This window comes from Brachyspira hampsonii (genome assembly GCF_002214805.1).
Lineage (GTDB): Bacteria > Spirochaetota > Brachyspiria > Brachyspirales > Brachyspiraceae > Brachyspira > Brachyspira hampsonii.
Genome location: NZ_CP019914.1, coordinates 1,465,825 through 1,492,221, shown reverse-complemented (window position 1 = coordinate 1,492,221; position 26,397 = coordinate 1,465,825). Strand labels below are relative to the sequence as shown.

Here is a 26,397-nt window from a genome sequence, read left to right as displayed (position 1 = left end):
ATATATTTTTTGATATATGTGCTTTTTAAGTATTTATTATTTATAGTTTGAAAAACTTCATAGCATGCTGTAATGAATTAGCCTGAACAACTAAATCTTTTGAAGCATTTTCAGCATCATTAACAAGAGCATTATTCATTTGAGTAGCTCCGTCCATTTCAGACACTGCTTTATTAACTTGTTCAACGCCTGACTGCTGCTCTACGGCTGCTGAACTTATTCCTCTCATGATATTAGCTGTTTCATCTATTTTAGTTTTTAAATCTTTAAATATTTCCTGTGATTGTCTTGCTGTTCCTGTAGCTTTATTGATTTTATCGTATGCATTATCTACTAAATCGGTAATATCTTTTACTGATGACTGAGTAGTTTGAGCAAGATTTCTAACCTCGCTTGCTACAACCGCAAAACCTTTTCCCTGATCTCCTGCTCTTGCTGCTTCTACAGATGCATTCAATGCTAGTATATTAGTTTGAAATGCTATGTCTTCTATTATTTTAGTAATGTTTCTTATCTTTGTACTAGCTTCATATACTTCTTCTATATTTTTTGTAGTTTGTATAATGATATCGCCTGCTTCATCTATAGAAGTTTTTGAAGATATCATCATATTATTTCCTGTTATAGAGTATTCTGTAGATGATTTTATATTAGAAGCCATTTGTTCCATAGATGCTGCTGTCTGCTGCAAACTTGCTGACTGAGCTTCAGTTCTTTTTGATAATTCTACATTTCCTTTAGCCAGCTTTTCTGAGGCATTCATTATACATATAGAAGCATCATTAACTTCTTTAATAGTTTCAACCAATTTATGTCTCATATTAGCAAAACTTTCTGCAAGTATTCCGATTTCATCTTTTCTAGGTTTTATTTTGCCTGCAAATTCTGTTAAATCTCCTCTTTCTATTTTTTGAGCTTCATGCACTACTAAAGATAAAGGTTTTGTTATAGAGCGTATAAATATATTAATAAATATTGCTATAGAAATTATAGTGATAATTCCAAGAATGATTCCGCTTAATATAGCTTTTCTGCTTTCAGCAAATATTTCTTCTGAAGTCATAGTCATAGAAGTTATCCAAGGCACATATTTCATTTTAGTATATGACCCCATTGTTTTATGATTATTAGCAATATATTCAACAACCCCTTTTGATAAATTATTGTCAAATACATTTTTATAAACCTGAGGAGCATCTGTATTAACTTTATTATAATCCGTATTCATTAATACTTTTAGATTAGGTGCTATTACATCGAGACCGCCTGTTTCTCCCAATTTGATGCCTTCTATATAATTTTTATAAAATTCTCTCCAATTAAAAACAGTATATAAGTATCCTACCTCTTCATTTCCGTTTTTTACAGGAGTAGCAAAAATAAAAGATAATTCGCCATTAACTATTGAAGGTACAAGTTCATTACCGTAGCTTACATTGCCGTATCCGTATTGTCTATTTCTTAATTTATTCCATATATCAATATTGCTGTCTGCAAATTTACTTCCTATCAATTTTGGATAATCACTGTCAGCTATTATAATACCATTATTATCAACTATTCCTACATTAATAGAACAGGCATTTTTTTCTCTGAATGTTTTTAATGTAGCATTTAATCTGTCAGTTCTTGTATAATCTTTGTAGGCAAGATATTCTCCTACTATAGGAACTGAAGCATAAGTTTCTAGTAAATATGACTGCGTTCTAAACCAAGCATCAAATACTGATGAATATCCCTTTACTGTTGTTTCAAAACCTTCAAATCTGCTTTTTGATATCCCGTTGCCTGCTATTGTAAGTGAAATTATAAGCATTATTGTTATCAATATTGTAGTAACAATGCAAAGAATTACAGGCACTTTCACCGCCAAACTATTAAATTTACTCATCCATATACTCCATATATTTTATGAAAAATCATTAACGCTTTGAATATAATAATTATTTTCATATCGTCAATAATTTTTTTATATTTTTATAGTTTTTCTAAAAAATATTTAGGTATTTTTAATTGAATTAACAGCTAAAAAGTAATCATTAATAGCTGATAAAATCCGAATATTATTTACAATATAGAATTTTTAAATATAAAATTATGGTGCAAAAATTATGAAAATTTTTATTAACGGCAAAGAATTATCAGTAATACTTGAGAATGAAACTAACGCTTATGAAATATTAAAACCTATAGAAAGTTGGTGCAATTCTAATGACTTCTTAATCAATAAAGTTATTATAGATAATAAAGAAATGCAGCCGTATATAGATGAAGAATATGAAACTATACCGATAGAAAATATACAAAAAATAGAAGTAGAGGCATTAAGTCAGGCTGAATATTCTTTATATTCTATTGTGTCTATTGCTGAGTATATAGAAAAGGTATTAAATACCGATTCAGTCAGCAGTAAAGATATAGAAGATTTAAAAGATGGTATGTATTGGGTATTGGATTCCATACCTAGAACTATATTCCTATTTAATATGAGTTTAGAGTCCTACGGAATTATTCATATATTAAAAATGCTTGAAGTGAAATTGGAAAAATTTAATAATGCTTCAGATAATATAGATAAATTTAATGAATTTTTTAATAATGAGTTTAAGCCTTTTTTAAGTGAAAAAATGCTTCCTACTATGTACATTGTTATAGAGGAGGCTAAAATAAATACGATATTCCTTTTTGCAGGAAATATAACAAGCAGTAATGCTCTATACAAAGTAGGAAGTCTGCCTAAGTTCTTACCGCTAATACTAGATATATTGGATTCTATTGTCAATAAACTTCAGTCCGGAAATGATAAAGAGGCTTTTATATATGCAGAAAAATTTTCGCGTATAGTAAGTTATGCATTCAGCATACTTTCAAATGTAGCTTCTATTTATTCCATAGATTATTCTCAAATTTCTTTGAATTCTGTTACTCTTACAGATGCCATAAGTGATTTTAATGAAATGATGAATAATGTTTTAGATGCTTTTGCAAATGAAGATTATATATCAATAGCCGATTTGCTTGAATATGAAATCAAAGAAAGAATAGAAAATATTATGAATTATATACCGCTTGTAGAGGAACATATTGAAAAACTCAATGTTTGATTTTGAAGAGGATATTAATAATTTCAGACCTATGGCTGAAAGAATGCGTCCTCTTACTATAGAAGAAGTTTTCGGGCAGCATCATATACTAGATAAGAATAAAACTTTAAGGAAAATGATAGATAATGATAAAATAACATCTATGGTTTTCTTTGGACCTCCCGGTGTAGGAAAATCTACTGTAGCATCAATTATAGCAAAAAAAACTAAAAGCGAATATATTAAACTTAATGCCGTTCTTTCAAATGTTTCTGAAATAAGAGAAGCTATAAAAAAAGCAGAGAAAAATTTAGAAAACAGAAAAAAAACTATACTGTTTATAGATGAGATACATAGATTCAATAAAAGCCAGCAAGATGCTTTACTTCCGGCAGTTGAAAACGGAGCTGTTATACTTATAGGAAGCACCACATTAAATCCGTACTTCTATTTAAATAATGCCCTTCTTTCTCGTATAATGCTTTTTGAGTTTAGGAATCTTGATGATAATGATATAAGAGAAGCAGTATTAAAAGCTATTACTGATAAAAGAGGTTTAGGCGAAGATGATGTGTATGTTGAAGATGAGGCCGTTAATTTAATAGTCCGTTATTCTCATGGCGATGTGAGAAAGGCTTTTACATATCTTGAAGCATCATATTTAGCAACTCAAATTGATGAAACTAAAGAAAAACTCACAATTACAGAAGAAATAGTTAGAGATGTTACAAGCAAGCAGTCTATAACTTTCGATGAAGATGAGCATTACAATACTATAAGTGCATTTATAAAAAGTGTAAGGGGAAGCGATCCTAATGCGGCAATTTACTATTTAGCTAGAATGCTTGAATCCGGCGAGGATCCTAGATATATAGCAAGACGATTATGTATATTAGCTTCTGAAGATATTGGACTTGCTGAGCCTAATGCTATGAATATTGCTTCTTCTCTTGTAAGCATTGTTGATTTTATAGGTATGCCTGAAGGAAGAATTCCATTAGCTGAGGTTACTATTTATTTAGCATTATGCCCTAAATCAAATTCGGCCTATAATGCAATTAATAAAGCTATAAGAGATATAAGAAACGGAGAGCTATATTCTATACCTAACTATTTAAAAGATAATCATTCTGCCTCATTCGATAAAAAAAGCGATGAAGAATATAAATATCCTCATGATTATCCTTATCATATAGTAAAGCAGGACTATTTAGAACATGGTATAAAAAAAGAGTATTATGAGCCTGTAGATATAGGTGAAGAGCGGGAACTCAAAAAAAGGTATGAGTGGATTATAAAGCATATATGATTTATTTTACTATAATAAAATAAATTTGTTTTATATAGAAAAAGATGTTGATGTTTATAGCATTTATCATTATATGTTCAGTATTATGTTCTTCGCTTCCTCTAAATGTAAAGTTAACTTTATCTTTTTTGGAGGTAAATATGAATACTAATATCATTCTGGAAGATGGGGGATATGGAAGTAAATCTACAGAAGTATGAATATATAGTAATAAATAGCTAATACATATATCACCCAAAACTTCCGCCATAGTCAAGATATATTGAAAAGTTTCATATAAGCATACAAAATCATATTTCATTTAATATAAATAAAAAAATATAGACTAATTCTATATTTTATATATATTTAATATAGAATATATATTATTAATGGAAAATTTTTATGAATAACAAAATAAACATTATTTTATATTTCATTATATCAATATTATTATTTTCATGTTCAAAAAACAAAGAAGAAAAAGATGATATTATTATATTTGCTTCTTCTAGTTTGATGAATCCATTAACTGAAATATGTACTAACTATGAAAAAGAAACAGGTGAAAAAATAGGATGTTCATTTGATTCATCAGGAAGGCTAAGAGAACAAATACAATCAGGAGCTTATGCTGATTTATATTTTTCATCTTCTCCTTATGAAATGAATATTCTAAAAGATATGGATCTTTTATATAATGACAGCATAACAAATATAGTTAAAAATGAAATAGTTTTAGTTATTCCTAAAGATTCAAATATAAATATTAATTCTTTTTATGATTTAACTAATGATTATATAAATCAGGTAGCTATAGGAGAATCTATAACTTCCCCTATAGGACGATATACAGAGGAAACATTAAATAATTTAGGAATATATGATATTATTTCAGATAAAATTATATTTGGAAAAGATACAAGAGAAGTAATTGATTTAGTAAAAAATGATAAAATAGACTGCGGTATAGTTTATATAACAGAAGCTATACTCAATAGTAATAATGATTTAAAAATAGCTGCTGAAAATAAAAGTCATACAGAAATAATTTATAGTATTGCCGTATTGAAAAAATCTTTAAAAGAGAAAGAGGCAAGAGGTTTCATTGATTACTTATGTTCAGAAAAAAGTATTAATATATTAAAAGATTATGGATTTGGTATTATTATATAAGCAATTTATTTACATACCCCGCCCTTTAAAATTAAGGCTTTATTTTGATTTTTTACATTTATTATCTTTACAGCTTAATTAGAATTTATAAGCACCCGCCCAAGTTATATTTATAACGCACGGTGTATGAATATTTTTATATAATTTAAATTATAATTTTAAATCTGCATATATTTTAAATTTTACTCTGCGTGCGGTATATGCATAACAACTTTAAAAAAATTCTGGGTGGGAAGCAAAAAAAACAGCTGAAAACAAAAAAGAAAAATAATATAGAAATGACTTAATGATATTGAAAGCCTAAAGGGTGGGCAGATGTAATTAATTTTAAAACTTTATTTACATACCCCGCCCTTTAAAATTTATAGCTTTATTTTGCTTTTCTACATTTATTATCTTTACAGCTTAATTAGAATTTATAAGCACCCGCCCAAGTTTCTTTTAATTTATAATTTTATTTTCATTATCATCTTTGGAATATGAATTCAATGTGATATTAGCATTCTTTTTCCATTTGTTTGAATAATAATAAACTAAATGGAAAATCATATTAAATAAATTACTTACAGACATAGAAATCCAAACGCCCCATAAACCTATTTTTGGAGACAATAAATAAACAACAGGAATTCTTATCAAGAAATGTGTAAATAGTGTAAACATCATTATTATAAAAGTTTTTCCTGAAGCATTAATAATACCATTTGCTGAAAATATCACGGCAACTAATATTGTGGAAGGAACACCGGCATATATATAACTTTTCATATAAGGCATTATATTATCATCTTGTACAAATATTTTGATAATGAAATCAGGAAACAGCATACATAATGCGGTCATAATTAATGCTATAGTTAAAGAAACTTTTAATCCTGTACTAAATATTTCTTTGATTCTATACATTTTATTAGCCCCTATATTTTGAGCAGCCATAGTTCCTATACCGGAAAGAATGGCAGAAAGAGGTACGAATGATAAAGCATCTATTCTAGCGGCTACCGCAAAAGCTGCTGAAGATAATTCCCCATAAGAGTTAATAACTTTATTTAAAAATAGCCAGCTTATAGAAGATATTAACTGCATAAAAGTAAAAGGAAGCCCTATTTTCAATATTAATTTTGTTATGTTCAAATCAAATTTAAAATTAATGGGATTAACCCTTATAATACTGTTTTTCGCTTTTAAATAAATCATACTCACTATTACAGATACAGCCTGAGCAAATACTGTAGCATAAGCAGCACCGGAGACCCCCATAGCAGGAAAAGGGTATATTCCTTTTATCATAAGAGGATCTAAAATTATATTTATCACAGAAGATATTATCAAAAATATTAAAGGTCTTACAGTATCGCCTATCCCTCTAAGCAAAGCAGAAATGAAAGTGTAATAAAACACAAACGGAAAACCTATCATACTTATTCTAAAATAATTTACAGCATCTTCCATTATACTTTCAGAAGTATTTAAAAATACCATTAAATTAGGAGCAAATACATATCCTAATATTGCCAAAGTTAAAGAGGTTATTAAACTTACAGTAGTTGAAACTTTAGAAATATATGTTACATATTCCTTGTCATTTGCCCCAAAATACTGACCTATTAAAACATTTACTGCCGTTGATATTCCCGATGCTATGGCAGTAACGACCATTGTAAGAGGAAAACTTACCGCAACAGCAGCAAGTCCTTTAGAACCAACTATCTGACCTATCCAAATAGCATCAACTGTAGAGTATGCCACATTTAATAGGTTGCCAAGTACCATAGGAATAACTAATATTAAAAGACCTTTTGCTACATTACATTCTGTTAAATCTAATTCATATTTTTCTTTTTTCATTATTAATTTACCTAAATTATTTTTAATATCAAATAATTTAGCAATTTTATACAAAAGATATATAAAAGTCAATAAGTATCAGTATTTATATATTATGCTCAGCTGCAGAATGGGAAGCTATATTGGCATCTTTTTTCCACTTGTTTGAAAAATAATATATTAAGCTGAAAGTCATACTAAAAAAGTTCCCTATAGCCATTGCAGTCCATATACCCCATAATTCCATTTGAGGAGATATTATATATGCAAGAGGTACTCTAATTATTATATGAGCACAAAAAGCAAAGAGCATAAGCATAAAAGTTTTACCAGCCCCATTAATAACCCCATTTGCCGTAAACATTACAGCAAGCATTATTATAGAAGGCATAACAACATAAATATAGCTTTTAGTATATTTTAACACACTCATATCTTTAGTAAACATTCTTACAATAAGTTCAGGAAATAATATAGAAAAAAGAGCCATAAATACAGATATTCCTACTGATAATTTTATCCCGGCTTTGAATATTTCCTTTACCCTTTCCATTTTACCAGCCCCAATATTTTGTGCTGTCATAGTGGCAATACCTGCAGATAATGCTAAAAGCGGAAGAAAAGATAAAGAATCCACTCTCATAGATACGGCAACAGAAGCAGAAGCAGATTCACCGTAAGTATTTATTAGTCTGTTTAAAAATAACCAGCTTACAGATACAATTAATTGCATAGCAGCAAAAGGAAGTCCTATTTTAAACATTAATTTAGTTATGCTGAAATCAAATGCCAAATCAAAAGGATTAGCTTTAACAATACTGTTTTTCATTTTTAAATATATCATACTTACAGCAACGGAAACAAATTGAGAGAAAGCTGTAGCATAAGCAGCTCCGTCAAGTCCCATAGCAGGAAAAGGTCCTATTCCCTTTATCATAAGCGGATCTAATATCAAGTTTAAAATGGAAGCAATAGCTAAGAATATTAAAGGTCTTACAGTATCTCCTATTCCTCTAAGCAAAGCAGAGACTAAAAAATAATAAAACATAAACGGAAAACCTATCATGCTTATTCTGAAATAACTTACAGAATATTCCATTATACTATCTGCAGCATTTAAAAAACGCATCATATAAGGAGCAAATATATATCCTATAATTGCCAATGCCAAAGAAGTAATTAAACTTATAGTAGTTGAAACTCTGGAAACATATATTACAGAATTATGATCATTTGCCCCGAAATACTGTCCTATTAAAACATTAGAAGCTACTGTAACGCCTGAAGCTATAGCCATAAGTATTAATATAATTGGGAAACTTACCGCAATAGCACCAAGCCCTTTAGGACCTATCATCTGACCTATCCATATAGTATCAACTATATTATATGCAATATTTAATAGGTTTCCTAATATCATAGGTATAACTAACTTTATAAGTCCTTTACTTACATTACCTTCAGTAAGCTCCAACATCTTGTTTTTTTGCATAATTGTCCTCTAGTATATTTTTATATTGTTTTATTTATCATAAAAAATTTGTATTGAAATATATTATTCTTAAAAAAATATATAACTTTTTTATTATTTTATTTTTTATAGAAAAAAGTTTAAAAAGTATAAAAGCATTAAAAAATATAATGCATAAGATTATATTTTTTATAAATCAAAATAGATTTAATCATATTCTCATTATAAAGAGATAGAAAAAATTATATATTACAGCAATACTATCAATTATAAATAAAACAGCAGTAATTTATATAAATTTCTATATGATTATAAGTAAGTAGTAATATTATATTCTTAAAAAATAAAGTCAATATAAAAAATGTATTATTAGTAAAATTTTAATCTTTTATACTATGAAATTTCATTATCTTCTTCTAGTGGAAGATCTTCTGAAAGTAGATTGCTTTCTTGTAGAGCTTCCTGAACTAGGTTTAAATAATGTTCTTCTTTTGGTAGTAGAATTATTATTATCTACAGTTGTTTTTTTAGTTGTTGAATTATTGAATATGCTTCTTCTTGTTGAAGTTCTAGTATATCTGTCATCATAGTAATCTCTATTAATAGTTCTTCTTTGACCATAATCATCATAATATGCAGGTCTTCTATTATCCATCATATTCATAAGCATCATATATGTAAAGAAACTGCTTCCAAATCCGCCGCTGTTTGCAATTCTTTGAGCTTTTTCAGGCTGAATTTCTTCAATAAAGTTTGTATATTTGGTAAAACTATTTGTAGGAAAAGCTACATTAAACTCATATTTTCCGGCATCAAACATCATAGGACCTATTTGAGACATAGAAGTATTAACTATAACATCATCATCATTTAAAAATTGAGAAACTAAAAATATATTTTCTGATTGTCTGACTGATTTCTTAGCTTCTACTATTACTTTTATACTATCATTTTCTTTATTTGCTGATAATATATTAAAATATGATTTTGCAGGTGAATAGCATGAAATAAATATAAAACTTAAAAATAATAAAATATAAACTTTTTTCATAATCATAAACCTCTTTATTTTTATCTAGTCCAAATTAATATAAGCAGTTTTTTTATGCTGATTTCCAATTCCATAAAATTATTGGATAATGTTTTTCTTTCGCTTTTTACTAATAATTTTTGATATAAGATTTCATTAAGAAGATAAACCAAAAAATCTTCAACACTTGAATATACTTCTCCAGCACTTTCCGAAGTATAAAAAACTATTTCATTATTATTTTTTAATTCATTTGATACGGCATTTCTGATTCTATCTTTTTCATAATTATCTAAATCATATATATGATTTTCCAATTCTTCTCTATTTTTTAAAACTTCAAATTGAAAATCATCTTCATAAAGAGCTTTTAATTCAGAATACTCCACCCTATCAAAGTATTTTTTTACTTCGTCTAATATCATACAACCTCCATAGATTTGGACATTATAACTTATATTTTTTGTCTGTCAATATTTACATATTCTACAAATTATGAAAAGAAGGAATCATTTTATTATATGTACAGAATTGTTTAAATCCTATATCCTTTAAAATTTCTTTTGCTTCATTTATATGAAATCCCAAATGACTAGGCTGATGACTGTCGCTTCCTATAGTTATAATATTGCCGCCTAATTTATGATATAGATTCAATATATCTATTGAAGGTGTAGTATCTTTCAAACCGTATCTATGATATGAAGTATTAAATTCTATTCCTTTACCGTCTTCTATAACTATTTTTAATATATCTTCTATGATAGGTTTTACTTTTTCAAATGGGTAAATACCTTTTTTATCGTATCGTATAATCAAATCCAAATGCCCAAGCACTGAATAATTTTTAAACATTTTTACAACATTGAGCATTTCTTCATAATAAGCTTCATTATATTCTTTTTGGGTTTTGTTTTTTTGAAAATCCTGAGTCCAGAATTCTTTATCATTTACCTGATGAATTGAGAATATAATAAAATCGAAATCGTATTTTTTTAAAAGAGCTTCATATTTATTGATAGTATGAGTTTGTATACCGCATTCTAATCCTGTTTTTATATTAATTTGTTTTCCATATATTTCTTTCATTCTTTTTATATCTTCTATGTACTTTGGATAATTGACATTTGTAATAGTTTTCCCGTCTTTTATTTCAATTTCATCCCAATCTCTTTTTATACCGTAATCTACATGATCCGTAATACAAATATCATCTATATTGAGTTTTACAGCATCTTTTATAACTTCTTCTAATGGATAATTAGAATCATCACTAAACTCTGTATGTACATGATAATCTGCAGTCATATAATAATCCTTTTTAATAATTTCTTTTATTATATCATTTATAATAAAAAGAGACAGCATATTTTTTAATGCTGCCTCAAATTTATAAAGGTAAATGATAAACAAAATCTTTTTATTATTTATTAAAGAGTTTTCATATCAATAACATATCTGAATTTTGCCTGACCTGTAGTAAGTTTATTGTATGCTTCATCAATTTGATTTGCAGCTATAATTTCTGTTTCAGGATATATTTTATGTTTTAAAGAGAAATCAAGCATCTCCTGAGTTTCTTTAATACCTCCTATCATAGAGCCGTAAACTTTTTTACCTCCTGAAAATATTAATCTTGCTAAATCTATACTTTGTTTTAATTCAGCAGGAGGAAGTCCTACAATAGCCATTTCTCCGCCGTATTTAAGTAAATCAACATAATCATTAACATTATATCCTGTAGGTATAGTTGATATAATTAAATCAAAACGAATAGGCACATCTTTTGTAGAAGTAAATAAATCTTTTGCCCCCATTTCTAATGCTTCTTTTTTCTTTTTGTCATTACGGGCAAATACATAAACTTGAGCACCCATATTAACGGCGTATTTTACAGCCATAGAGCCAAGTCCTCCGAAACCAGCAACACCAACTATATCGCCTTCCTTTACTCCTGAGAATTTCAAAGGAGAATAAGTTGTTATTCCTGCACATAGTAATGGAGCTACTTTTTCCATTGGGGCATCTTTTGGTACAGTAATAGCAAATTTTTCACTTACTACTATATTATTAGAATATCCTCCGTAAGTAGGCTCATCATTATGAAAATGATCTTTACAGTCATAAGTAAGCACTGTCTGACCTCTTTCACAGAATTGCTCATGGCTTCTTTTACAGGCTTCACATTCTCCGCATGAGTTTACCATACAGCCAACGCCTGCATAATCTCCTATTTTAAACTTAGTAACATTTTTACCTACAGCTACAACCTTACCAGCAATTTCATGTCCCGGAACCATAGGGTATATTCCTTCATGCCATTCGCTTCTTGCTGAGTGTATATCGCTATGGCATATTCCGGCATACATTATTTCTATTAATATATCATTATCTCCCATTGAATGTCTTGAAAATTCAAATGGTTTAAAAGTATCTGTTTTGCTATGAACGGCATAGCCCTTAGCATTTATTCTTTTACCTGAATTAGCTTCTTCCAAATTTTTATCAAGCAGCATAAATAACTCCTTTTTATAATATATCATTATTATAACATTGAAGTACACTCCAATGTCAATAGGCAATATACATATTTTTGAATTTTTATTACATACCCCGCCCTTTATTTTTGTTAACTTTATTTACAATTAAAAGCTTTATTATATTTAAAGCTAATTTAGAAAAAGCATGCCCGCCCAACTTTATTCTATATTTAAAGTCTATTAATCGCACGGTGAGCGGAATTTTATATATAATTTAATTTCGATTGATAATTTAATTTATATTCATGATTTTATTCTGCGTGCGGGTATATAGCTGCAAATTTAGAATCAACTTGGGTGGGTGCTGAAATTTCTTATGATGTTAATTATATAGTAAAAATAAAATATACTAATACGAGTTATCAAGCCTAGAGGGTGGGGATTTAGAATAAAATTTAATAAAATACAATTTACTATTTTTAAAAAAGCTGTATAATTTATACAAATTTTATTTAAGGATTTTATTATGATAGATGTAAAATTAATAAGAGAAAATATTGAATTGGTAGAAGAAAACTTGAGAAAGAGAAGAAGTAAAGTATCTTTAGACAAGTTAAAAGAATTAGAACATGAAAGACTTAATTTATTAAAAGAAGTTGAACAGGACAGGGCGAAAAAAAATGAAGCTTCAAAAAAAATCGGCGAATGTATGAAAGCTGGAAATAAAGATGAAGCAGAAAAAATAAAAGAAGAGATGAAAAATTTCACAGAATCCTTAAATAAAAAAGAAGAGAAATTAACAGAATTAGAAGAATCGGTTAATAATGAAATACTTTATTTGCCTAATATGCTTTCTGAAGATGTTCCGGATGGAGATGATGAGAAAGCAAATAAAGAAATAATCAGATGGGGAGAGCCTCGTAAATTTGATTTTGAAGTGAAAGACCATGTGGATATAGCTGTGGGTCTTGATATTCTTGATATAGAAAGAGCTGTGAGAATGGCTAGAACTCGTTTTTCGCTTATGAAAGGCAAAGGTGCAGCATTAGAAAGAGCATTAATTAACTTTATGTTAAAAAAACACACTTCTGAAAATGGCTATACAGAATATGTACCTCCTATGCTTGTTAATTCAAGAACTATGACAGGTACAGGTCAGCTTCCAAAATTTGAAGAGGATCTATTTAAAACTACAGATGATCCTGCTTTATACCTTATACCTACTGCAGAAGTTCCTCTTACAAATATATACAGAGAAGAAATCATACCTGAAAGCATGCTTCCTCTATATTGTACTGCTTATACACCATGTTTTCGTTCTGAAGCTGGTTCTTATGGTAAGGATATGAGAGGTTTAATAAGACAGCATCAATTCGATAAAGTTGAGCTTGTGAAAGTATGTGCTGCTGACAAATCTAAAGAAGAGCATGAAAAGATGCTTAAAGATGCAGAAAGTATTTTACAGGCATTAGAACTTCCATACAGAGTAGTAGTTCTTTCTTCAGGAGATATAGGAAATGCAGCTTATAAAACTTTTGATATAGAAGTTTGGCTTCCTTCACAGAACACTTACAGAGAAATTTCAAGCGTTAGTAACTGTTGGGATTATCAGGCAAGAAGAATGCAGATGAGAACTAGAAGAAATGGAAAAACAGAATTAGTACATACTTTAAATGGTTCCGGTATTGCTGTAGGAAGAACTTGGATTGCCATACTTGAAAATTATCAGCAGGCAGACGGAAGTGTGATTATACCGGAGGCTTTAAGACCGTTTACAGGATTTGATAAGATAGAAAAGCCTAATTAATTCTTTAGTAAAAAAATTAAAAAGTGCAAATCAAAATTAGGGTTTGCACTTTTTTATTGCATAAATGCTGGAATTAAGTTTTGAATTTATTTAACGCACGGTAAATGAAATTTACTAATATAATAAAATTTGAATTTTAACTAAATCTATATTTTTAATTTTTCTATTCGTGCGTTGAGTAAAGTAAAGAATTTTCATACATCTTGGGCGGGTGTTATAATAACAGTTTAAAGTCAAAAAGAAATATAGTACAAAAATTACAAATTAAATAAAAAATATAAAGGGTGGGCAAATGTAATTAAATTTTTTAAACTTAAATTACATACCCTACCATTCATTACTTAAATATTGATTAACAATAATTATTAATATAAATTAATTATTTATGAATATTTATTTAATATATTTTTATATGATAATTTAAAATCTAATGCTGAATCTTTGATGAAATTATTCAAATAATCTTTATTACTATAGAAGCAGCTTTTATCATATAAAATATAATACATAAACAAGTTAGATAAATTTTCTTCATTAACAAAATTCCAATCTATAGTAAATGAATTGTTCTCCTTTAATATTCTATTTATTATTATATGTCCAAGTTCATGTGATATTATTATTCTTTTTTCTTCTACCTCCATATCTTTTTTTATAAAAATAATGTCAGTAAAGAAATTACTATCAGGTGAATACATAGCAGGTATATCTATATCATCTTGTATTATAATTATTTTATAAAGAGAATTTAATATTATTCTTTTAATATATGAAGATGTTTTATTGAAATCTCTACAAAATATATTTTTAAATGATTCTTTTAAATTATTATCTAAACTTGAAATATTATTTAATAGATTACCGATATTATTTTCGTCTAAAATTACTTTAAATAAGTTATTGAAATCTGTATTATCAAATAAATTATTTTTAATCTGTCTTTGTCTATTTTGGAGTACTAAATTTTCTATGGTACTCTTCCAATGTGATAAATAAGAAGCTTTAATATATTTATGAAAAATTGACTTAAATAAGTTATCATCTATTAAATCTATTAATATTTTTTCATTTGGTTCATTATTATAAAAAATACTACCTACACAATTTTTTAATATATCATATAAATTGATATCATACATCTTTTAATTATATTCCTCTGTAAAATCTAAATTCTTTATTTAGAAACATTTTCAATATAGACCTATATTTTTTTTCATCTGATATATCTTTATTAAAAAATTTTATATTATCAGAACAACAAGCTTCAGTTAATAATTGTATTTTTTGTTGATAATCATTTTCTTCTATCCCATTTTTTATGAAGAATTCTTTAACCATATCCTCAGATGTACATAATTGTAAATCTTTGATAGTATTATTATCCATAATAAATCCTTAATAGTATAATTAACAATTATAGTATAAATTTTATAGTAATTCAAATTAAAGTATAAGTTTTTCAATTTGAATTACTATAAGTAAATGTAAATTTTAAAAATTATTCCCAATACTTTTTCATTCTCTCTTTTAGAGAAGCCCTATATTTTTCAAAATCATCAATAGGCTCTCTAGCAAGCCCTTCATCACAAGCAGCCTTAGCAACAGCAGGCGATACCCATTCAATAACCCTAGGATCAAAAGGTTTAGGTACTATATAATTTTTACCATATTCAAAAGTTTTATTATCATAAGCCTTGAAAACTTCTTCAGGAACTTTTTCTTTAGCAAGTGCAGCTAGAGCCAATGAAGCAGCCATTTTCATTTTTTCTGATATAGCTTTTGATTTTACATCCAAAGCCCCTCTGAATATGAAAGGAAATCCTAATACATTATTAATCTGATTAGGATAATCGCTTCTTCCTGTAGCCATAATCAAATCGTCTCTTATAGCTATAGCCTTTTCGTATTGTATTTCAGGGTTGGGATTAGCCATAGCAAATATTATTGGATTTTTAGCCATAGATTTCACCATATCTTCAGTAACGCAGTCAGCAACAGAAAGTCCGGCAAAAACATTGGCTCCCTTCATGGCTTCTTCTAAGTTCTTAACTTTTAAATCAGTTGCAAATTCTCTTTTCTCTTCAGTAACTGATTCTATTCTATCTTTAGTAATTACACCTTTACTATCGCACATAATGATATTCTCTCTAGGTACACCCAATGCTACAAACATTTTAGCACATGAAATACCAGCAGAACCGGCACCATTAAATACTATCTTAGCATTTTTCCTATCTATATTAGCAATTTCCAAAGCATTAATCAAAGCAGCAGAGCATATTATAGCAGTACCATGCTGATCATCATGAAAAACAGGAATACAGCATTTTTCTATTAAAGTTTTTTCTATTTTAAAGCATTCAGGAGCTTTTATATCTTCAAGATTAACTCCTCCGAAAGTAGGCTCTATTGCTTTTACTATATCTATAATTTTATCTGGGTCTTTTTCATTTATCTCTATATCAAATACATCAATATCAGCAAAGCGTTTGAATAATATTCCCTTTCCTTCCATAACAGGTTTTGAGGCTAAAGCCCCTCTGTCTCCTAAACCAAGTATTGCAGTTCCGTTTGAAATAACTGCTACTAAATTTCCCTTTGAAGTGTATTTGTATGCTTCATTGGGATTTTCAGCTATTTCAAGTACAGGTTTAGCTACTCCCGGAGTATATGCTAAAGATAAATCATCAGCCGTTTTACATGGCTTTGTGGCTATAACTTCTATCTTTCCAGCTTTTCCTTTGGAATGATATTCCAATGCTTTAATTTTCAATTCATCTGACATAAATATTTCCTTATATATTTTGTATGATTTATAAGTAATATTATATAAACAATATAATTTTGTCAATTTTTTTATTTTTTAAATTATTTTGAAAACCCGCCCTTTATATTTGCTGCTTTAATTAAAAATGTCTTATTAAATAATTCTTCATAATTTAAATTATAAAAGCATGCCCACCCAAGATTTTTTTAAAATTGTAAATTATATACCGCACGGTGAATGAATTTTTAGCATAGAGGCATATAATAAAAATTTATTTCATTATATAGATAAATTAGTTTACCGTGCGTTAAAGAAATTAATATAGATAATTGATATTATAAGCTAAAATCGTCAATCTTTCTTAATTCATCATCGGTGATAGGCATTTTATTTATGATTTTTAGGTTTTCTATTATTTGACTAGGCTTTGAAGCCCCTATTAAAACGCTTGTAACCTCATCATCTTTTAATACCCATCTTAAAGCCATTTGTGCTAAACTTTCACCTCTTTCCTTTGCTAAATCATTAAGGTTTTTAATTTGCTCTAATCTTTTTCTAGTTATAGAATCTTGTTTTAAATATCTGCCGTCAGCGGCTATTCTGCTGTCTTTAGGAATACCATTTAAATATTTATCTGTTAATAATCCCTGAGCTAATGGGCTATATGCTATTATACCTTTTCCTAACTTTTTAGCTTTTAATTTTAATCCGTTGTTTTCTATAGTTCTGTCAAATATAGAATACCTATTTTGATTTATGATGAATGGTACATTTGCCATATAAAGTAATTTAGAAGCTTTTTCCATTGTAGGACCATCATAATTTGAAAGCCCTGCATATAAAGCTTTTCCGCTCTTTACTATTCTAGTTAATGCCTCAATAGTTTCTTCTAAAGGAGTTTCAGGATCCATTCTATGATGGTAAAATATATCAACATATTCAAGTCCTAATCTTTTCAAACTTTGATTGATGCTTGCTATTAAATACTTCTTACTGCCCCAATCTCCATAAGGACCTTTCCACATATCATAACCGGCTTTAGTGCTTATTATAAGTTCATCTCTGTATTTATTTAATCCGTCATTTAATATTTTGCCCATACTGATTTCAGCAGAACCATAAGGCGGACCGTAATTATTAGCTAAATCAAAATGTGTTATTCCATTATCAAAAGCTGTTTTTATCATATCCTTCATATTATTATAATCGCAGTTTTCACCGAAATTATGCCAAAGACCTAAAGAAACTATAGGAAGTTTTAATCCGCTTTTACCGCATCTATTATATATAATATTATCATATCTATTTTCAGAAATTTGCATTTTTATAGTCCTTTTATGAAAAATAATTGTATATTCATTAATTATAGATTTTATTATTATATAATTCAAGTATAAAATGTAAAAAATATTCAATATTACGAAAATAGTTTCCGATAGTTTTAACAGTGTCTATTTTAAATAAAGTACTTTTGGAGGCATCATGTTAAAAAAACTTTTTATTGTTGCGGGATTGGTAACTATACTTACTGGATGTGTAACTATGCAGCCTAAAAATAATAATACTATTACAAAGGATGATACAACTAATGAAGATAAAAAAGAGGAAACTATAACTAGAGAAGATACTCCAAAAATGAAAGTTAGAGTTTACGGAGCAGATAAGGAAATTCAAGCTGTAGAAATAAATGAAAAAGTTTATTATGTAATAGGCGGAAAAGATGTTCAGAATATGACAGAAGCGGAAATAAAAAAATCATCTTTAGTAGCACCTTTAAAAGTTACCGAAGAAACAATTAATGGTACAAGAGGCATAGTTGTTACATATTATGATGTAAAAGTATTCTTGGGTAAAAGAACAGGAACAGGAACTATTGTAGGAATATTCGAGCCTCAGAAAAATGATTGGACTACAGGTAATGATATAGACAGAAGTTTGTCTATTCAAATAAAATTATCAAGAAATATAGCAGGTCCTATAGATATAAAAAGAGGAAGTATATCTTTAGCGTTTAATTGATATTTGAATCTATGGAGTACTGAAAAAGGCTGATTTTTATAATCAGCTTTTTATGAAATTATCTTCTATTATTTATTTGTATACAATTTATATAATTCACTTGCTGCTATATCTATAGTGTATGGAGTTTTATTTATTTCAAATGCATACAATTCCCATCTGTATTGATCTGTTATCTGAAACTGTATTATATATTCATTAGTATCATATCTTGCTACTATATCTATATAGCGATTATAATCATCTTCTGATATGAAATCCTGCCATTCTACAGAACTAAAAGGGGATATAAGTTCATTGATTGTGATATTAGGATATGCTGTAAATGAGCTGTTTTTTATTAGGCTTATTCCGTCAAAACTTCTGCTTTTAATGTCTATTACTTCATTTGTTTCGGCAATATTGAGTCTGTATTGTTTACTTTCTAATTTTTTATCATTACAAGATATAATAAATAAGATTATTATTATAGATGCAGAGTAAATTTTATACATAATTAAAAGCCTAACAATTAATTTAATTTATTATCGGTCAAATTATTTTATTTATTGAATTATCAAGTTTTAACAATAAAATAATAGAACTTATTTTATAAAATTAATCAATATAAATCAATACATTATGTAATTTTATTTATATATTGTAAAATTATTGATTATTTTGTAAAGAGTATATTAATATATGTGTATATATTTTCATTAAAATAATAAAATTGCATATTTCTTAATTAAAAAAGTATTAAATATTGTAATATTATTAATTATATACTATAATAAATTTAAGAGAGTATTCATATAGCTATAACGGAACAACCTATATTAATACCTGATTTGAAATTGATAATGAAAATATGAAACTTGATGAAATAGTTATTGTAAAAGAAATAAAAGTAACTAGAAATGTTTATGATTCTCAAGGACAGTATGTAAATACTATAAATAGTACATTTTCAGGAGAGAAAACTTTTGAGGTGATTGAATCTCATTCAACTTCTGGAAAAATATGTATCATGCTGAATCCTTCATATTTAAATTTTCAAAATAAAGACGGCAAGTATTATTATGCTCCAGATCCAAATAATATCAATTATGAAGATATTAATATTGTGTATACCATAATTCATTAAAAAATATTATACTTGTTTTAATTATATATAGTTATAATTTTGTTATTGGATTTTACTAACTTTGAAACATATTTATAGTGTAAAATCCGCATTATTCATTACGATACAAATAGCAGAATATATAATGAAAAAAAATATTTTTATATACTACAAAATTATAAAAAAATTACAAAATATTATACATTTTTTATAAATAATATATATAATATCTCATCATTAAAATAATAATTGTTAGGAATGAATAATAATGACTATATTGGTATATTCTATGCCGTTTCTGCTTTACTTATGTTCAAGCATATTCAGTACGGTTTTAGTTATAAATGCTTCTATATCAGGAGCCAGCCCTTTTTTTGTATCATTGCTTGGGGTTTCTTATGGTATGGGTATGATGCTCACTGCTGGTACTTTCTCCCGCATCAAAATACAAAAGAAATATTATACAAATTTAATATATGTTGAAGCGTTACTTCAGCTTATTATTGCAGCAGCATGTTTGATATTTCTTCCGCCTGAGATGTCTTTATTTTATTCATTTTTATACGGATGCTGTGCTACTATATTTTTTGTATGCTTTCAATCCTCATTAGATGTAGTATCAAAGGATTTGCCTGTTACATTAAGCGGGGCATTATTTATATTTTCTTGGTCTTTAGGTTTTGCTGTAGGTCCTACTATTACTGGTTTTATATATAAGTTTGATTATAAATTGGGTTTTTATTTTGTTATAGCAGTAAGCGTAATAATGTTTATACTATTTTATCTTTCAAGGCATTTGAGATTTAAGGCTAACAACAAAAAAAGAAATTGGAATATACCTTTTACGCGTGCTCCTAGATATAAAGTGCATATAGGCTGGCTTGTTATATTTGTAGGTGCTATGGTTTTACATACTTTGAGGTTTATGTTTCTTGATTATGGAATAAATGTAATTGGTTTTTCTGAAGCCGATTCCTCCTTATTGGTAGGAAGTTTATCAGCTTTTATGGCTTTAGGTTCTTTATCATCTGCTTTTTGTTTGAGATTTTTAGAGAAAAAGAGAGTATTTACTATAGTAGGTCTTCTTACTCCTGCGGCTTTGCTTTTAATAACATTCACTAGGAATTTCTGGTTATTTTTGATAGCGTTTATGTTTTTGGGTTTTGTAAGCGGTTTTGGATATTTCTTTGGGCTTTATTATGCTTTGGCAGATCATGACAATGCTCCTAGAAATGTTGCTGTTAATGAGGCTTTAACAGGTGTTGCTGCTTTGCTTATACCTTTTGTAATGGGATATTTAGCTTCTAATTTCTCATATTTCGTTGGGTTTTTATTTATGATGGGCGTATCTTTAATATGCTACATTATAGCGATATACACTATGTGGCAGAAGAAAAGAACTGCTTTGCTTAAAGAAAAATTTAACAAGATGATAAATGAGATAGACAACAAATATATAGATAAAAATATTTAATAAATATAAATTTTATGAACCGTCATTTCCATGTTTATAAGGCTTGATATTAATCTTAAAAAGCTCATTATCATCAAGTTCAGCCTGATATAATTTAATTATGTCATTATTATAATCAAGTCTTTTTTCATTTATTGAGTTCACTATATTGTATACAAGTTCTTTATCTTCTTTTGATGTCTGCACTCCAAAACAAATACTTTTTATTTGTAAATCAATACTTCTACCATTAGGATTTTTATTTTCTTCATCATAAAAAAGTATACGGTACTCGTCTTCATATTCCCATTCTTTTGATTTAACTGTAAAAGTATCTATTATATAATCTATATTTCTATTATCTGATGTTTTGACATTATTAAATAATTTTCCCATTGTATCTGTGTAATAATTTATATTATTAGTTGTTAAACTTGCTTCATAATTAACTTTTTTTAAAATTAAATTTTCTCTATTATGTATTGAAGTAATATCATATTCAATACATATACCTTGATGTTTATCAGCATAATGGCTCCACATTAAAGTATTATCATTATGTGTTGTTAAACAAGATACTTTTATTTTATCAAGTATTTCCTTGTAAGATATATCTGTTTTTATATAAGGATCAATTGGGTCATTAAAATATTTTGAATGTCCAATCCATATTTTATTATTATAAATAACATCTATTGTATTTTTATTAATTTTTATATAATTAAATAAACTCATTTTTTCAATTTTTCTATTAAATAATTGAAATTCAATATTTATTTTTTTTACAATATTATTAAAAAGTTCTATATTATTATTTTTTATATTTTTATCTTTTATTTCTAAAAATGCTCTAATTAATCTATAAGTTTTTGGATACTCAAATACTGATAATATATTTTTTATTACATCTATACATCTATCATATTGTTCTTTTTTTAAATATGGAGTTAATATACCATAATATGGAGATTCATATTTATCATTTAATTCTATTGATTTTTGAAAATTATTTATAGCATTTTCATCTTCTCCCTTATAGTTATAAATAAATCCTTTACCATTATATGACATATAATCATCAGAATTTATTTCTATAACTTTATCTAAATAATAATTTGCTAAATCTAAATTTTCATTTTTATACTGTAAATAAGTAACAGCCATATTATAATATGCTCTATGATAATTAGGATTTATTTCTATAGCTTTATTAAAATACTCTATAGCTTTATCATAATATTTTAAATAAGAATGAGAAATACCTAAAGACTCATATACATGATAATCTCTAATATTATTTTCTATATATGGAATATTTTTATTATTTTTTATTTTATCAAAGTTATTTTTAGCAGTAAAAAATTCATTTAAATCCTCAATAGATTTGTTATAATCTTCTAAATAAAAATAAGATATTCCCCTATTATAATATGCTATGTAATAATCAGAAAATATTTTTATAGTTTTACTAAAATCTTCTACTGATTTTTCATAATATCCTAATTTAAAATAAGATATTCCTCTATTATAATATGTTACACAATAATTAGGATTTATTTCTATAGCTTTATTAAAATCTTCTATAGCTTTATTGTATTTTTCTATAAAGTTATAATTTGCTCCTCTATTAAAATATGCCTCAAACAAAGTATAATTATTATTACTTAATTCTATAACTTTTGTATAATTCTCTATAATTTGAAAACAATAATTTTTATTATTATGGTACTTTTCTAATCTTTTTAAAGAATTACACTTAAATAAATATAATTGAATATTTTTATTATCAGTATTTAAGCCTTCATCACATAACTCTATTATTTTATTATCATGTTTTCCATCATTATATTTTTCTATTTGCTTAAAAATTTTTTTTAATCGTTTTTCTTTATCATTCATAATTAAATCCTAAACACTAATAAATACATTTTACAATATATTAGCTATAAATTAAATCTTTTATAGCTGGTATATTATATATAAAAAATTGCAGTCTTTTTGGTTCTTTGTGCCAACAAAAGAACTGGGGTGTGGGGCAAAGCCACGCAAATAAACAATAAAAAAATCATAAATTATCAATATACTTTTCATACATTTTGAATAGGAATTTAATCCTCTCACTTTCGTTTTTGAGTTCATTTTTTTTGACGCCGTACGCCTTATCAACTTCTAAATCTAATTTGCTGTGAGCATCAATCAACACTTTAGGCATAGTCAAAGGGTCATAAAGATCAGCAAGTGAGGAGTCTGGAAACATAGCCCTAGCACTAAGCACCCCTTTAGCCCTAATCTCTATGCTGGTTTTAAGCTCTTCAGATATGGATAGCGGCCAAGGAAAATTATTGTATACTATATCTTTGGAATATCTATAATCACTCTTAAGCCTGCCGCATACATATTTTGTCCAAACCATATGCATGATTGAAGTAATTACCCCAAAATAATATAACTCAGAAGTATTTATCATAGAACAGGCATTACTAGCTATTATATTTTTATCAATAAAGCCTACAGGTATGTAAGTTCTTCTTGATGAAGTATTTAAAGGAACTACTATATAATTATTTTTTGGCTGTCTTATTTCTCCAAATAAATACGGAGTGTTTGCAAGTTTAACAGTTGCATCTCTTTTAGAATTTAATCTATGTTTTTTTACTTTTTCTATTCTTTCCATAACTAAAGGCATTTTTTTTAATTCGGAAGGTGAAATATTTTCAAGCCATAAACAATATCTTTTTATATTATTTATATATTCATCACTTCCTATAAATCTTTTTATATATTTTTCTGAATTCGGTTCTTTTTCTATAAATTCTTCTTTTTCTTCTTCTGTTTCAAATAATAAATATCCGCCATCATTAGGCATACTTCCAAATACCATCTTTGGTATTTCACATATTGATTCTTTTCTGCTCCCTATAAAAATATTTTCAAAATCTATTAAATAAGGATTAATATTTTCAGATATTATTTCATGAGGCTCGCCCTTTATATCCTCATAGTCAAAAAGTCTTTTCTTATCAATATTAAAGTTAGCAAAACCTATTATTACGCAGTAAACATGTGCCTTGCCCTTAGCTTCATTATTCCATTCAAAAGTTCTATGGGCAAAATGTATATAAACTCCGCATTCTTTTATAAGATTTTCCCATAATATGCTCACCTGTGTACCCTGCGTTATAGAGTTAGTTGAAACAAATGCAGCTTTTATTTTTGTACCCTTTATAAGTTCAGCTGACTTTTTATACCAAGCACTTACATAGTCTAAATCGCCGTATCCTTTCATATTATTAAATACTTTTTTCATCTCCTCGCTTTGTTCTTTGCTCTTCATTCTAGCTCCAACAAAAGGAGGATTTCCAAGTATATACGAAAGTTCTTTTACATCTATTATATTTTTCCAATCTATAATCAAAGCATTTTCATTTTTTATAACTGCCGATTTTTTTAATGGTATTCTTTCAAATGCTCTGCCGAATTTAATAGAAAGTTTTAAATTCATCAAATGATCCATAAGCCATAAAGCCACTTCCGCTATTTTAGCAGGAAATTCATTTATCTCTATGCCGTAAAAATTATCAACATCTATCAAAGATAAATTTGAAATGTCTATAGATAATACTCCGTCTTTTAAATCTTCTTTATAAAGCTCTGTTAATATATCTATTTCTAATTCTCTTATTTCTCGGTATGCTATAATTAAGAAGTTTCCGCAGCCGCATGCAGGGTCTAAAAATTTCAATTTTGATATCTTCTGATGAAACTCTTTTAATTTATTTTTATTTGTCTTTACTTTCTCAAACTCTTCTCTTAATTCATCTAAAAATAATGCACTTATAGTTTTCATTATATTTTTTTCGCTTGTATAATGCTCTCCGAAACTTCTCCTTTTTTCTTTATCAGCAACGCATTGAAAAAGCGATCCGAATATTGCAGGAGATATATTGCTCCAATCAAAATAACAGCATTCAATCAAAGCATCTCTCATCTCTTTATCAAATGAAGGTATCCTTACAGTATTTTCAAATAAAGAACCATTAATATAAGGGAACTCCTTTAATGTTTCATCTAAATTAGTTTGTCTATCTTCTATTTTTGTATCAAGCACTTCAAATAATTGATGAAGCCATATTCCTGTATCGCTTCCGTCTTCTTTTGTTTTATCTTCTATCAAATATTTAAAATCTTCATTTTTGAATATTCCTGTATCATCAGCAAATAAACAAAAAAGCACCCTCACCAAAAATAATTCTAAATCATGCTGTTTATAATTGTTTTTTGCAAGCTTATCATATAGTTTTCCCATAAGTTCTGAAGCCTTTATATTGGCAGGCTCTAAATCTTTATAAACCCTTTTCTGATATCCCGCTATAAATCCGAATAATTTTATATTTTTATAAAAATCTTTAAACTCAAACTTGTATTCTTGATTTTCATCTAAATCAAAAAGTTCAAAATTATTAAAGTCAGAAACTAATATATATCTAGGAAGTTCGCTTTCTTTTAATCCCTCAAAATATTCAAATGCCTGTGCTTTTGCTTCTTCTAAGTTTTTGCCTAATGATTTATGCTCAACTAATAATACACCCTTCCAAAATAAATCTATAAATCCTTGTTTATTATTTAATTTTTTTATAGGTTCTTCAAAACTAGCAACTCTTCTCCTGCTTATTCCGAAAACTTCAAAAAACTCATTATAAAAAGTCTGCTTTTCTGCATTCTCTCTTTTTTCATTCTGCCATTTTTTTTGAAAGTCTAAAGCTCTGTTTTTTATTTCATTCCAAGATAAATTAGCCATAAATACAAACTCCTAATATATTTTTTATTATAGCATATTTTTATAAAAACTAATAATTAACATATTGAATAAAATGAGAAATATAATATAGTT

The 26,397-nt window shown here is 27.2% G+C and carries 22 protein-coding genes; 7 read left to right on the top strand and 15 right to left on the bottom strand.

Translation table 11 applies throughout. From position 1 onward, the window contains the following. Positions 1-40 precede the first annotated feature (40 nt). Positions 41-1,891, bottom strand: coding sequence for a methyl-accepting chemotaxis protein (locus BHAMNSH16_RS06355; protein ID WP_008726892.1), 1,851 nt, complete (start codon positions 1,889-1,891; stop codon positions 41-43). A 220-nt stretch (positions 1,892-2,111) separates the two neighbouring features. On the opposite strand from BHAMNSH16_RS06355, the gene BHAMNSH16_RS06350 reads away from it, so the two are divergent. Together BHAMNSH16_RS06350 and BHAMNSH16_RS06345 are read left to right on the top strand one after the other, a co-directional pair. Next, positions 2,112-3,104: a hypothetical protein gene (locus tag BHAMNSH16_RS06350; protein WP_008726891.1), complete on the top strand. Its 993-nt coding sequence runs from the start codon at positions 2,112-2,114 to the stop codon at positions 3,102-3,104. Next, positions 3,097-4,392 carry a replication-associated recombination protein A gene (locus BHAMNSH16_RS06345; protein WP_008726889.1) on the top strand — a complete coding sequence of 432 codons (1,296 nt, stop codon included), beginning with the start codon at positions 3,097-3,099 and terminating at the stop codon, positions 4,390-4,392. Before BHAMNSH16_RS06350 ends, BHAMNSH16_RS06345 begins: the two co-directional genes overlap by 8 nt. 1 nt (position 4,393) lies before the next feature. Here BHAMNSH16_RS06345 and BHAMNSH16_RS14295 read toward each other — a convergent pair whose 3' ends face one another. Next, positions 4,394-4,630 (bottom strand): hypothetical protein, encoded by a 237-nt coding sequence (locus BHAMNSH16_RS14295; protein ID WP_141709546.1) that lies wholly within the window; start codon positions 4,628-4,630, stop codon positions 4,394-4,396. Between the two features lie 146 nt (positions 4,631-4,776). Between BHAMNSH16_RS14295 and modA the strand changes: the two genes are divergently transcribed. Further along, positions 4,777-5,547 carry a molybdate ABC transporter substrate-binding protein gene (modA, locus tag BHAMNSH16_RS06335; RefSeq protein WP_069731642.1) on the top strand — a complete coding sequence of 257 codons (771 nt, stop codon included), beginning with the start codon at positions 4,777-4,779 and terminating at the stop codon, positions 5,545-5,547. A gap of 441 nt (positions 5,548-5,988) precedes the next feature. Here the strand turns inward: modA and BHAMNSH16_RS06330 are convergent, their stop codons facing one another. The 6 genes from BHAMNSH16_RS06330 to BHAMNSH16_RS06305 form a co-directional block, all read right to left on the bottom strand. Next, the gene (locus BHAMNSH16_RS06330; RefSeq protein WP_039954818.1) at positions 5,989-7,395 is read right to left on the bottom strand and encodes an MATE family efflux transporter; all 1,407 of its coding nucleotides are present in this window, start codon (positions 7,393-7,395) and stop codon (positions 5,989-5,991) included. Positions 7,396-7,480: 85 nt separating this feature from the next. Further along, positions 7,481-8,866 (bottom strand): MATE family efflux transporter, encoded by a 1,386-nt coding sequence (locus BHAMNSH16_RS06325; protein WP_008730721.1) that lies wholly within the window; start codon positions 8,864-8,866, stop codon positions 7,481-7,483. Between the two features lie 385 nt (positions 8,867-9,251). Further along, entirely contained in the window at positions 9,252-9,896 is a 645-nt protein-coding gene (locus BHAMNSH16_RS06320; protein WP_069731641.1) for a hypothetical protein, read from the bottom strand. Between the two features lie 20 nt (positions 9,897-9,916). Then, the gene (locus BHAMNSH16_RS06315; RefSeq protein ID WP_008730725.1) at positions 9,917-10,300 is read right to left on the bottom strand and encodes a hypothetical protein; all 384 of its coding nucleotides are present in this window, start codon (positions 10,298-10,300) and stop codon (positions 9,917-9,919) included. A 61-nt stretch (positions 10,301-10,361) separates the two neighbouring features. Continuing rightward, the gene (locus tag BHAMNSH16_RS06310) at positions 10,362-11,183 is read right to left on the bottom strand and encodes a histidinol-phosphatase HisJ family protein (RefSeq protein WP_069731640.1); all 822 of its coding nucleotides are present in this window, start codon (positions 11,181-11,183) and stop codon (positions 10,362-10,364) included. A 122-nt stretch (positions 11,184-11,305) separates the two neighbouring features. Then, positions 11,306-12,391, bottom strand: a complete 1,086-nt coding sequence (locus BHAMNSH16_RS06305; RefSeq protein WP_008730727.1) for an NAD(P)-dependent alcohol dehydrogenase — start codon at positions 12,389-12,391, stop codon at positions 11,306-11,308. Between the two features lie 490 nt (positions 12,392-12,881). Here BHAMNSH16_RS06305 and serS point away from each other — a divergent pair, with 490 nt between their 5' ends. Beyond that, positions 12,882-14,162 carry a serine--tRNA ligase gene (gene serS, locus BHAMNSH16_RS06300; protein WP_008730730.1) on the top strand — a complete coding sequence of 427 codons (1,281 nt, stop codon included), beginning with the start codon at positions 12,882-12,884 and terminating at the stop codon, positions 14,160-14,162. Between the two features lie 383 nt (positions 14,163-14,545). Here the strand turns inward: serS and BHAMNSH16_RS06295 are convergent, their stop codons facing one another. From BHAMNSH16_RS06295 to BHAMNSH16_RS06280, 4 genes are all read right to left on the bottom strand, one after another. Beyond that, complete coding sequence (locus BHAMNSH16_RS06295; protein ID WP_069731639.1) at positions 14,546-15,301, bottom strand: ImmA/IrrE family metallo-endopeptidase; 756 nt, start codon at positions 15,299-15,301, stop codon at positions 14,546-14,548. Positions 15,302-15,308: 7 nt separating this feature from the next. Then, a complete protein-coding gene (locus BHAMNSH16_RS06290) occupies positions 15,309-15,548 on the bottom strand; it encodes a hypothetical protein (protein ID WP_008728642.1) in 240 nt (79 codons plus the stop codon). Between the two features lie 112 nt (positions 15,549-15,660). Further along, entirely contained in the window at positions 15,661-16,947 is a 1,287-nt protein-coding gene (locus BHAMNSH16_RS06285) for a malic enzyme-like NAD(P)-binding protein (protein ID WP_008728650.1), read from the bottom strand. Positions 16,948-17,264: 317 nt separating this feature from the next. Next, a complete protein-coding gene (locus tag BHAMNSH16_RS06280; protein WP_008728652.1) occupies positions 17,265-18,251 on the bottom strand; it encodes an aldo/keto reductase in 987 nt (328 codons plus the stop codon). 160 nt (positions 18,252-18,411) lie between these two features. Here BHAMNSH16_RS06280 and BHAMNSH16_RS06275 point away from each other — a divergent pair, with 160 nt between their 5' ends. Then, complete coding sequence (locus tag BHAMNSH16_RS06275; protein WP_008728654.1) at positions 18,412-18,948, top strand: hypothetical protein; 537 nt, start codon at positions 18,412-18,414, stop codon at positions 18,946-18,948. A 68-nt stretch (positions 18,949-19,016) separates the two neighbouring features. Here the strand turns inward: BHAMNSH16_RS06275 and BHAMNSH16_RS06270 are convergent, their stop codons facing one another. After that, complete coding sequence (locus BHAMNSH16_RS06270; protein WP_008728656.1) at positions 19,017-19,442, bottom strand: hypothetical protein; 426 nt, start codon at positions 19,440-19,442, stop codon at positions 19,017-19,019. Positions 19,443-19,798: 356 nt separating this feature from the next. On the opposite strand from BHAMNSH16_RS06270, the gene BHAMNSH16_RS06265 reads away from it, so the two are divergent. Both BHAMNSH16_RS06265 and BHAMNSH16_RS06260 read left to right on the top strand, forming a co-directional pair. After that, positions 19,799-20,074, top strand: a complete 276-nt coding sequence (locus BHAMNSH16_RS06265) for a hypothetical protein (protein ID WP_008728658.1) — start codon at positions 19,799-19,801, stop codon at positions 20,072-20,074. A 247-nt stretch (positions 20,075-20,321) separates the two neighbouring features. Then, complete coding sequence (locus tag BHAMNSH16_RS06260) at positions 20,322-21,527, top strand: MFS transporter (RefSeq protein WP_008728668.1); 1,206 nt, start codon at positions 20,322-20,324, stop codon at positions 21,525-21,527. 12 nt (positions 21,528-21,539) lie between these two features. Here BHAMNSH16_RS06260 and BHAMNSH16_RS06255 read toward each other — a convergent pair whose 3' ends face one another. Together BHAMNSH16_RS06255 and BHAMNSH16_RS06250 are read right to left on the bottom strand one after the other, a co-directional pair. Continuing rightward, positions 21,540-23,405 (bottom strand): tetratricopeptide repeat protein, encoded by a 1,866-nt coding sequence (locus tag BHAMNSH16_RS06255; protein ID WP_069731638.1) that lies wholly within the window; start codon positions 23,403-23,405, stop codon positions 21,540-21,542. A 166-nt stretch (positions 23,406-23,571) separates the two neighbouring features. Continuing rightward, on the bottom strand, positions 23,572-26,304 hold the full coding sequence (locus BHAMNSH16_RS06250; RefSeq protein ID WP_008727964.1) for a class I SAM-dependent DNA methyltransferase: 2,733 nt from the start codon (positions 26,302-26,304) through the stop codon (positions 23,572-23,574). Positions 26,305-26,397 lie beyond the last annotated feature (93 nt).

Excerpts from the sequence above, each read along its gene's own strand:
- modA (WP_069731642.1), top strand. The coding sequence starts at position 4,777 with ATGAATAACAAAATAAACATTATTTTATATTTCATTATATCAATATTA.
- BHAMNSH16_RS06285 (WP_008728650.1), bottom strand. The coding sequence starts at position 16,947 with ATGTCAGATGAATTGAAAATTAAAGCATTGGAATATCATTCCAAAGGA.
- BHAMNSH16_RS06350 (WP_008726891.1), top strand. The coding sequence starts at position 2,112 with ATGAAAATTTTTATTAACGGCAAAGAATTATCAGTAATACTTGAGAAT.
- BHAMNSH16_RS06290 (WP_008728642.1), bottom strand. The coding sequence starts at position 15,548 with ATGGATAATAATACTATCAAAGATTTACAATTATGTACATCTGAGGAT.
- BHAMNSH16_RS06325 (WP_008730721.1), bottom strand. The coding sequence starts at position 8,866 with ATGCAAAAAAACAAGATGTTGGAGCTTACTGAAGGTAATGTAAGTAAA.
- BHAMNSH16_RS06295 (WP_069731639.1), bottom strand. The coding sequence starts at position 15,301 with ATGTATGATATCAATTTATATGATATATTAAAAAATTGTGTAGGTAGT.
- BHAMNSH16_RS06280 (WP_008728652.1), bottom strand. The coding sequence starts at position 18,251 with ATGCAAATTTCTGAAAATAGATATGATAATATTATATATAATAGATGC.
- BHAMNSH16_RS06265 (WP_008728658.1), top strand. The coding sequence starts at position 19,799 with ATGAAACTTGATGAAATAGTTATTGTAAAAGAAATAAAAGTAACTAGA.
- BHAMNSH16_RS06305 (WP_008730727.1), bottom strand. The coding sequence starts at position 12,391 with ATGCTGCTTGATAAAAATTTGGAAGAAGCTAATTCAGGTAAAAGAATA.
- BHAMNSH16_RS06330 (WP_039954818.1), bottom strand. The coding sequence starts at position 7,395 with ATGAAAAAAGAAAAATATGAATTAGATTTAACAGAATGTAATGTAGCA.
- BHAMNSH16_RS06270 (WP_008728656.1), bottom strand. The coding sequence starts at position 19,442 with ATGTATAAAATTTACTCTGCATCTATAATAATAATCTTATTTATTATA.
- BHAMNSH16_RS06255 (WP_069731638.1), bottom strand. The coding sequence starts at position 23,405 with ATGAATGATAAAGAAAAACGATTAAAAAAAATTTTTAAGCAAATAGAA.
- BHAMNSH16_RS06315 (WP_008730725.1), bottom strand. The coding sequence starts at position 10,300 with ATGATATTAGACGAAGTAAAAAAATACTTTGATAGGGTGGAGTATTCT.
- BHAMNSH16_RS06250 (WP_008727964.1), bottom strand. The coding sequence starts at position 26,304 with ATGGCTAATTTATCTTGGAATGAAATAAAAAACAGAGCTTTAGACTTT.
- BHAMNSH16_RS06320 (WP_069731641.1), bottom strand. The coding sequence starts at position 9,896 with ATGAAAAAAGTTTATATTTTATTATTTTTAAGTTTTATATTTATTTCA.
- BHAMNSH16_RS06355 (WP_008726892.1), bottom strand. The coding sequence starts at position 1,891 with ATGAGTAAATTTAATAGTTTGGCGGTGAAAGTGCCTGTAATTCTTTGC.
- serS (WP_008730730.1), top strand. The coding sequence starts at position 12,882 with ATGATAGATGTAAAATTAATAAGAGAAAATATTGAATTGGTAGAAGAA.
- BHAMNSH16_RS06275 (WP_008728654.1), top strand. The coding sequence starts at position 18,412 with ATGTTAAAAAAACTTTTTATTGTTGCGGGATTGGTAACTATACTTACT.
- BHAMNSH16_RS06310 (WP_069731640.1), bottom strand. The coding sequence starts at position 11,183 with ATGACTGCAGATTATCATGTACATACAGAGTTTAGTGATGATTCTAAT.
- BHAMNSH16_RS06260 (WP_008728668.1), top strand. The coding sequence starts at position 20,322 with ATGACTATATTGGTATATTCTATGCCGTTTCTGCTTTACTTATGTTCA.
- BHAMNSH16_RS06345 (WP_008726889.1), top strand. The coding sequence starts at position 3,097 with ATGTTTGATTTTGAAGAGGATATTAATAATTTCAGACCTATGGCTGAA.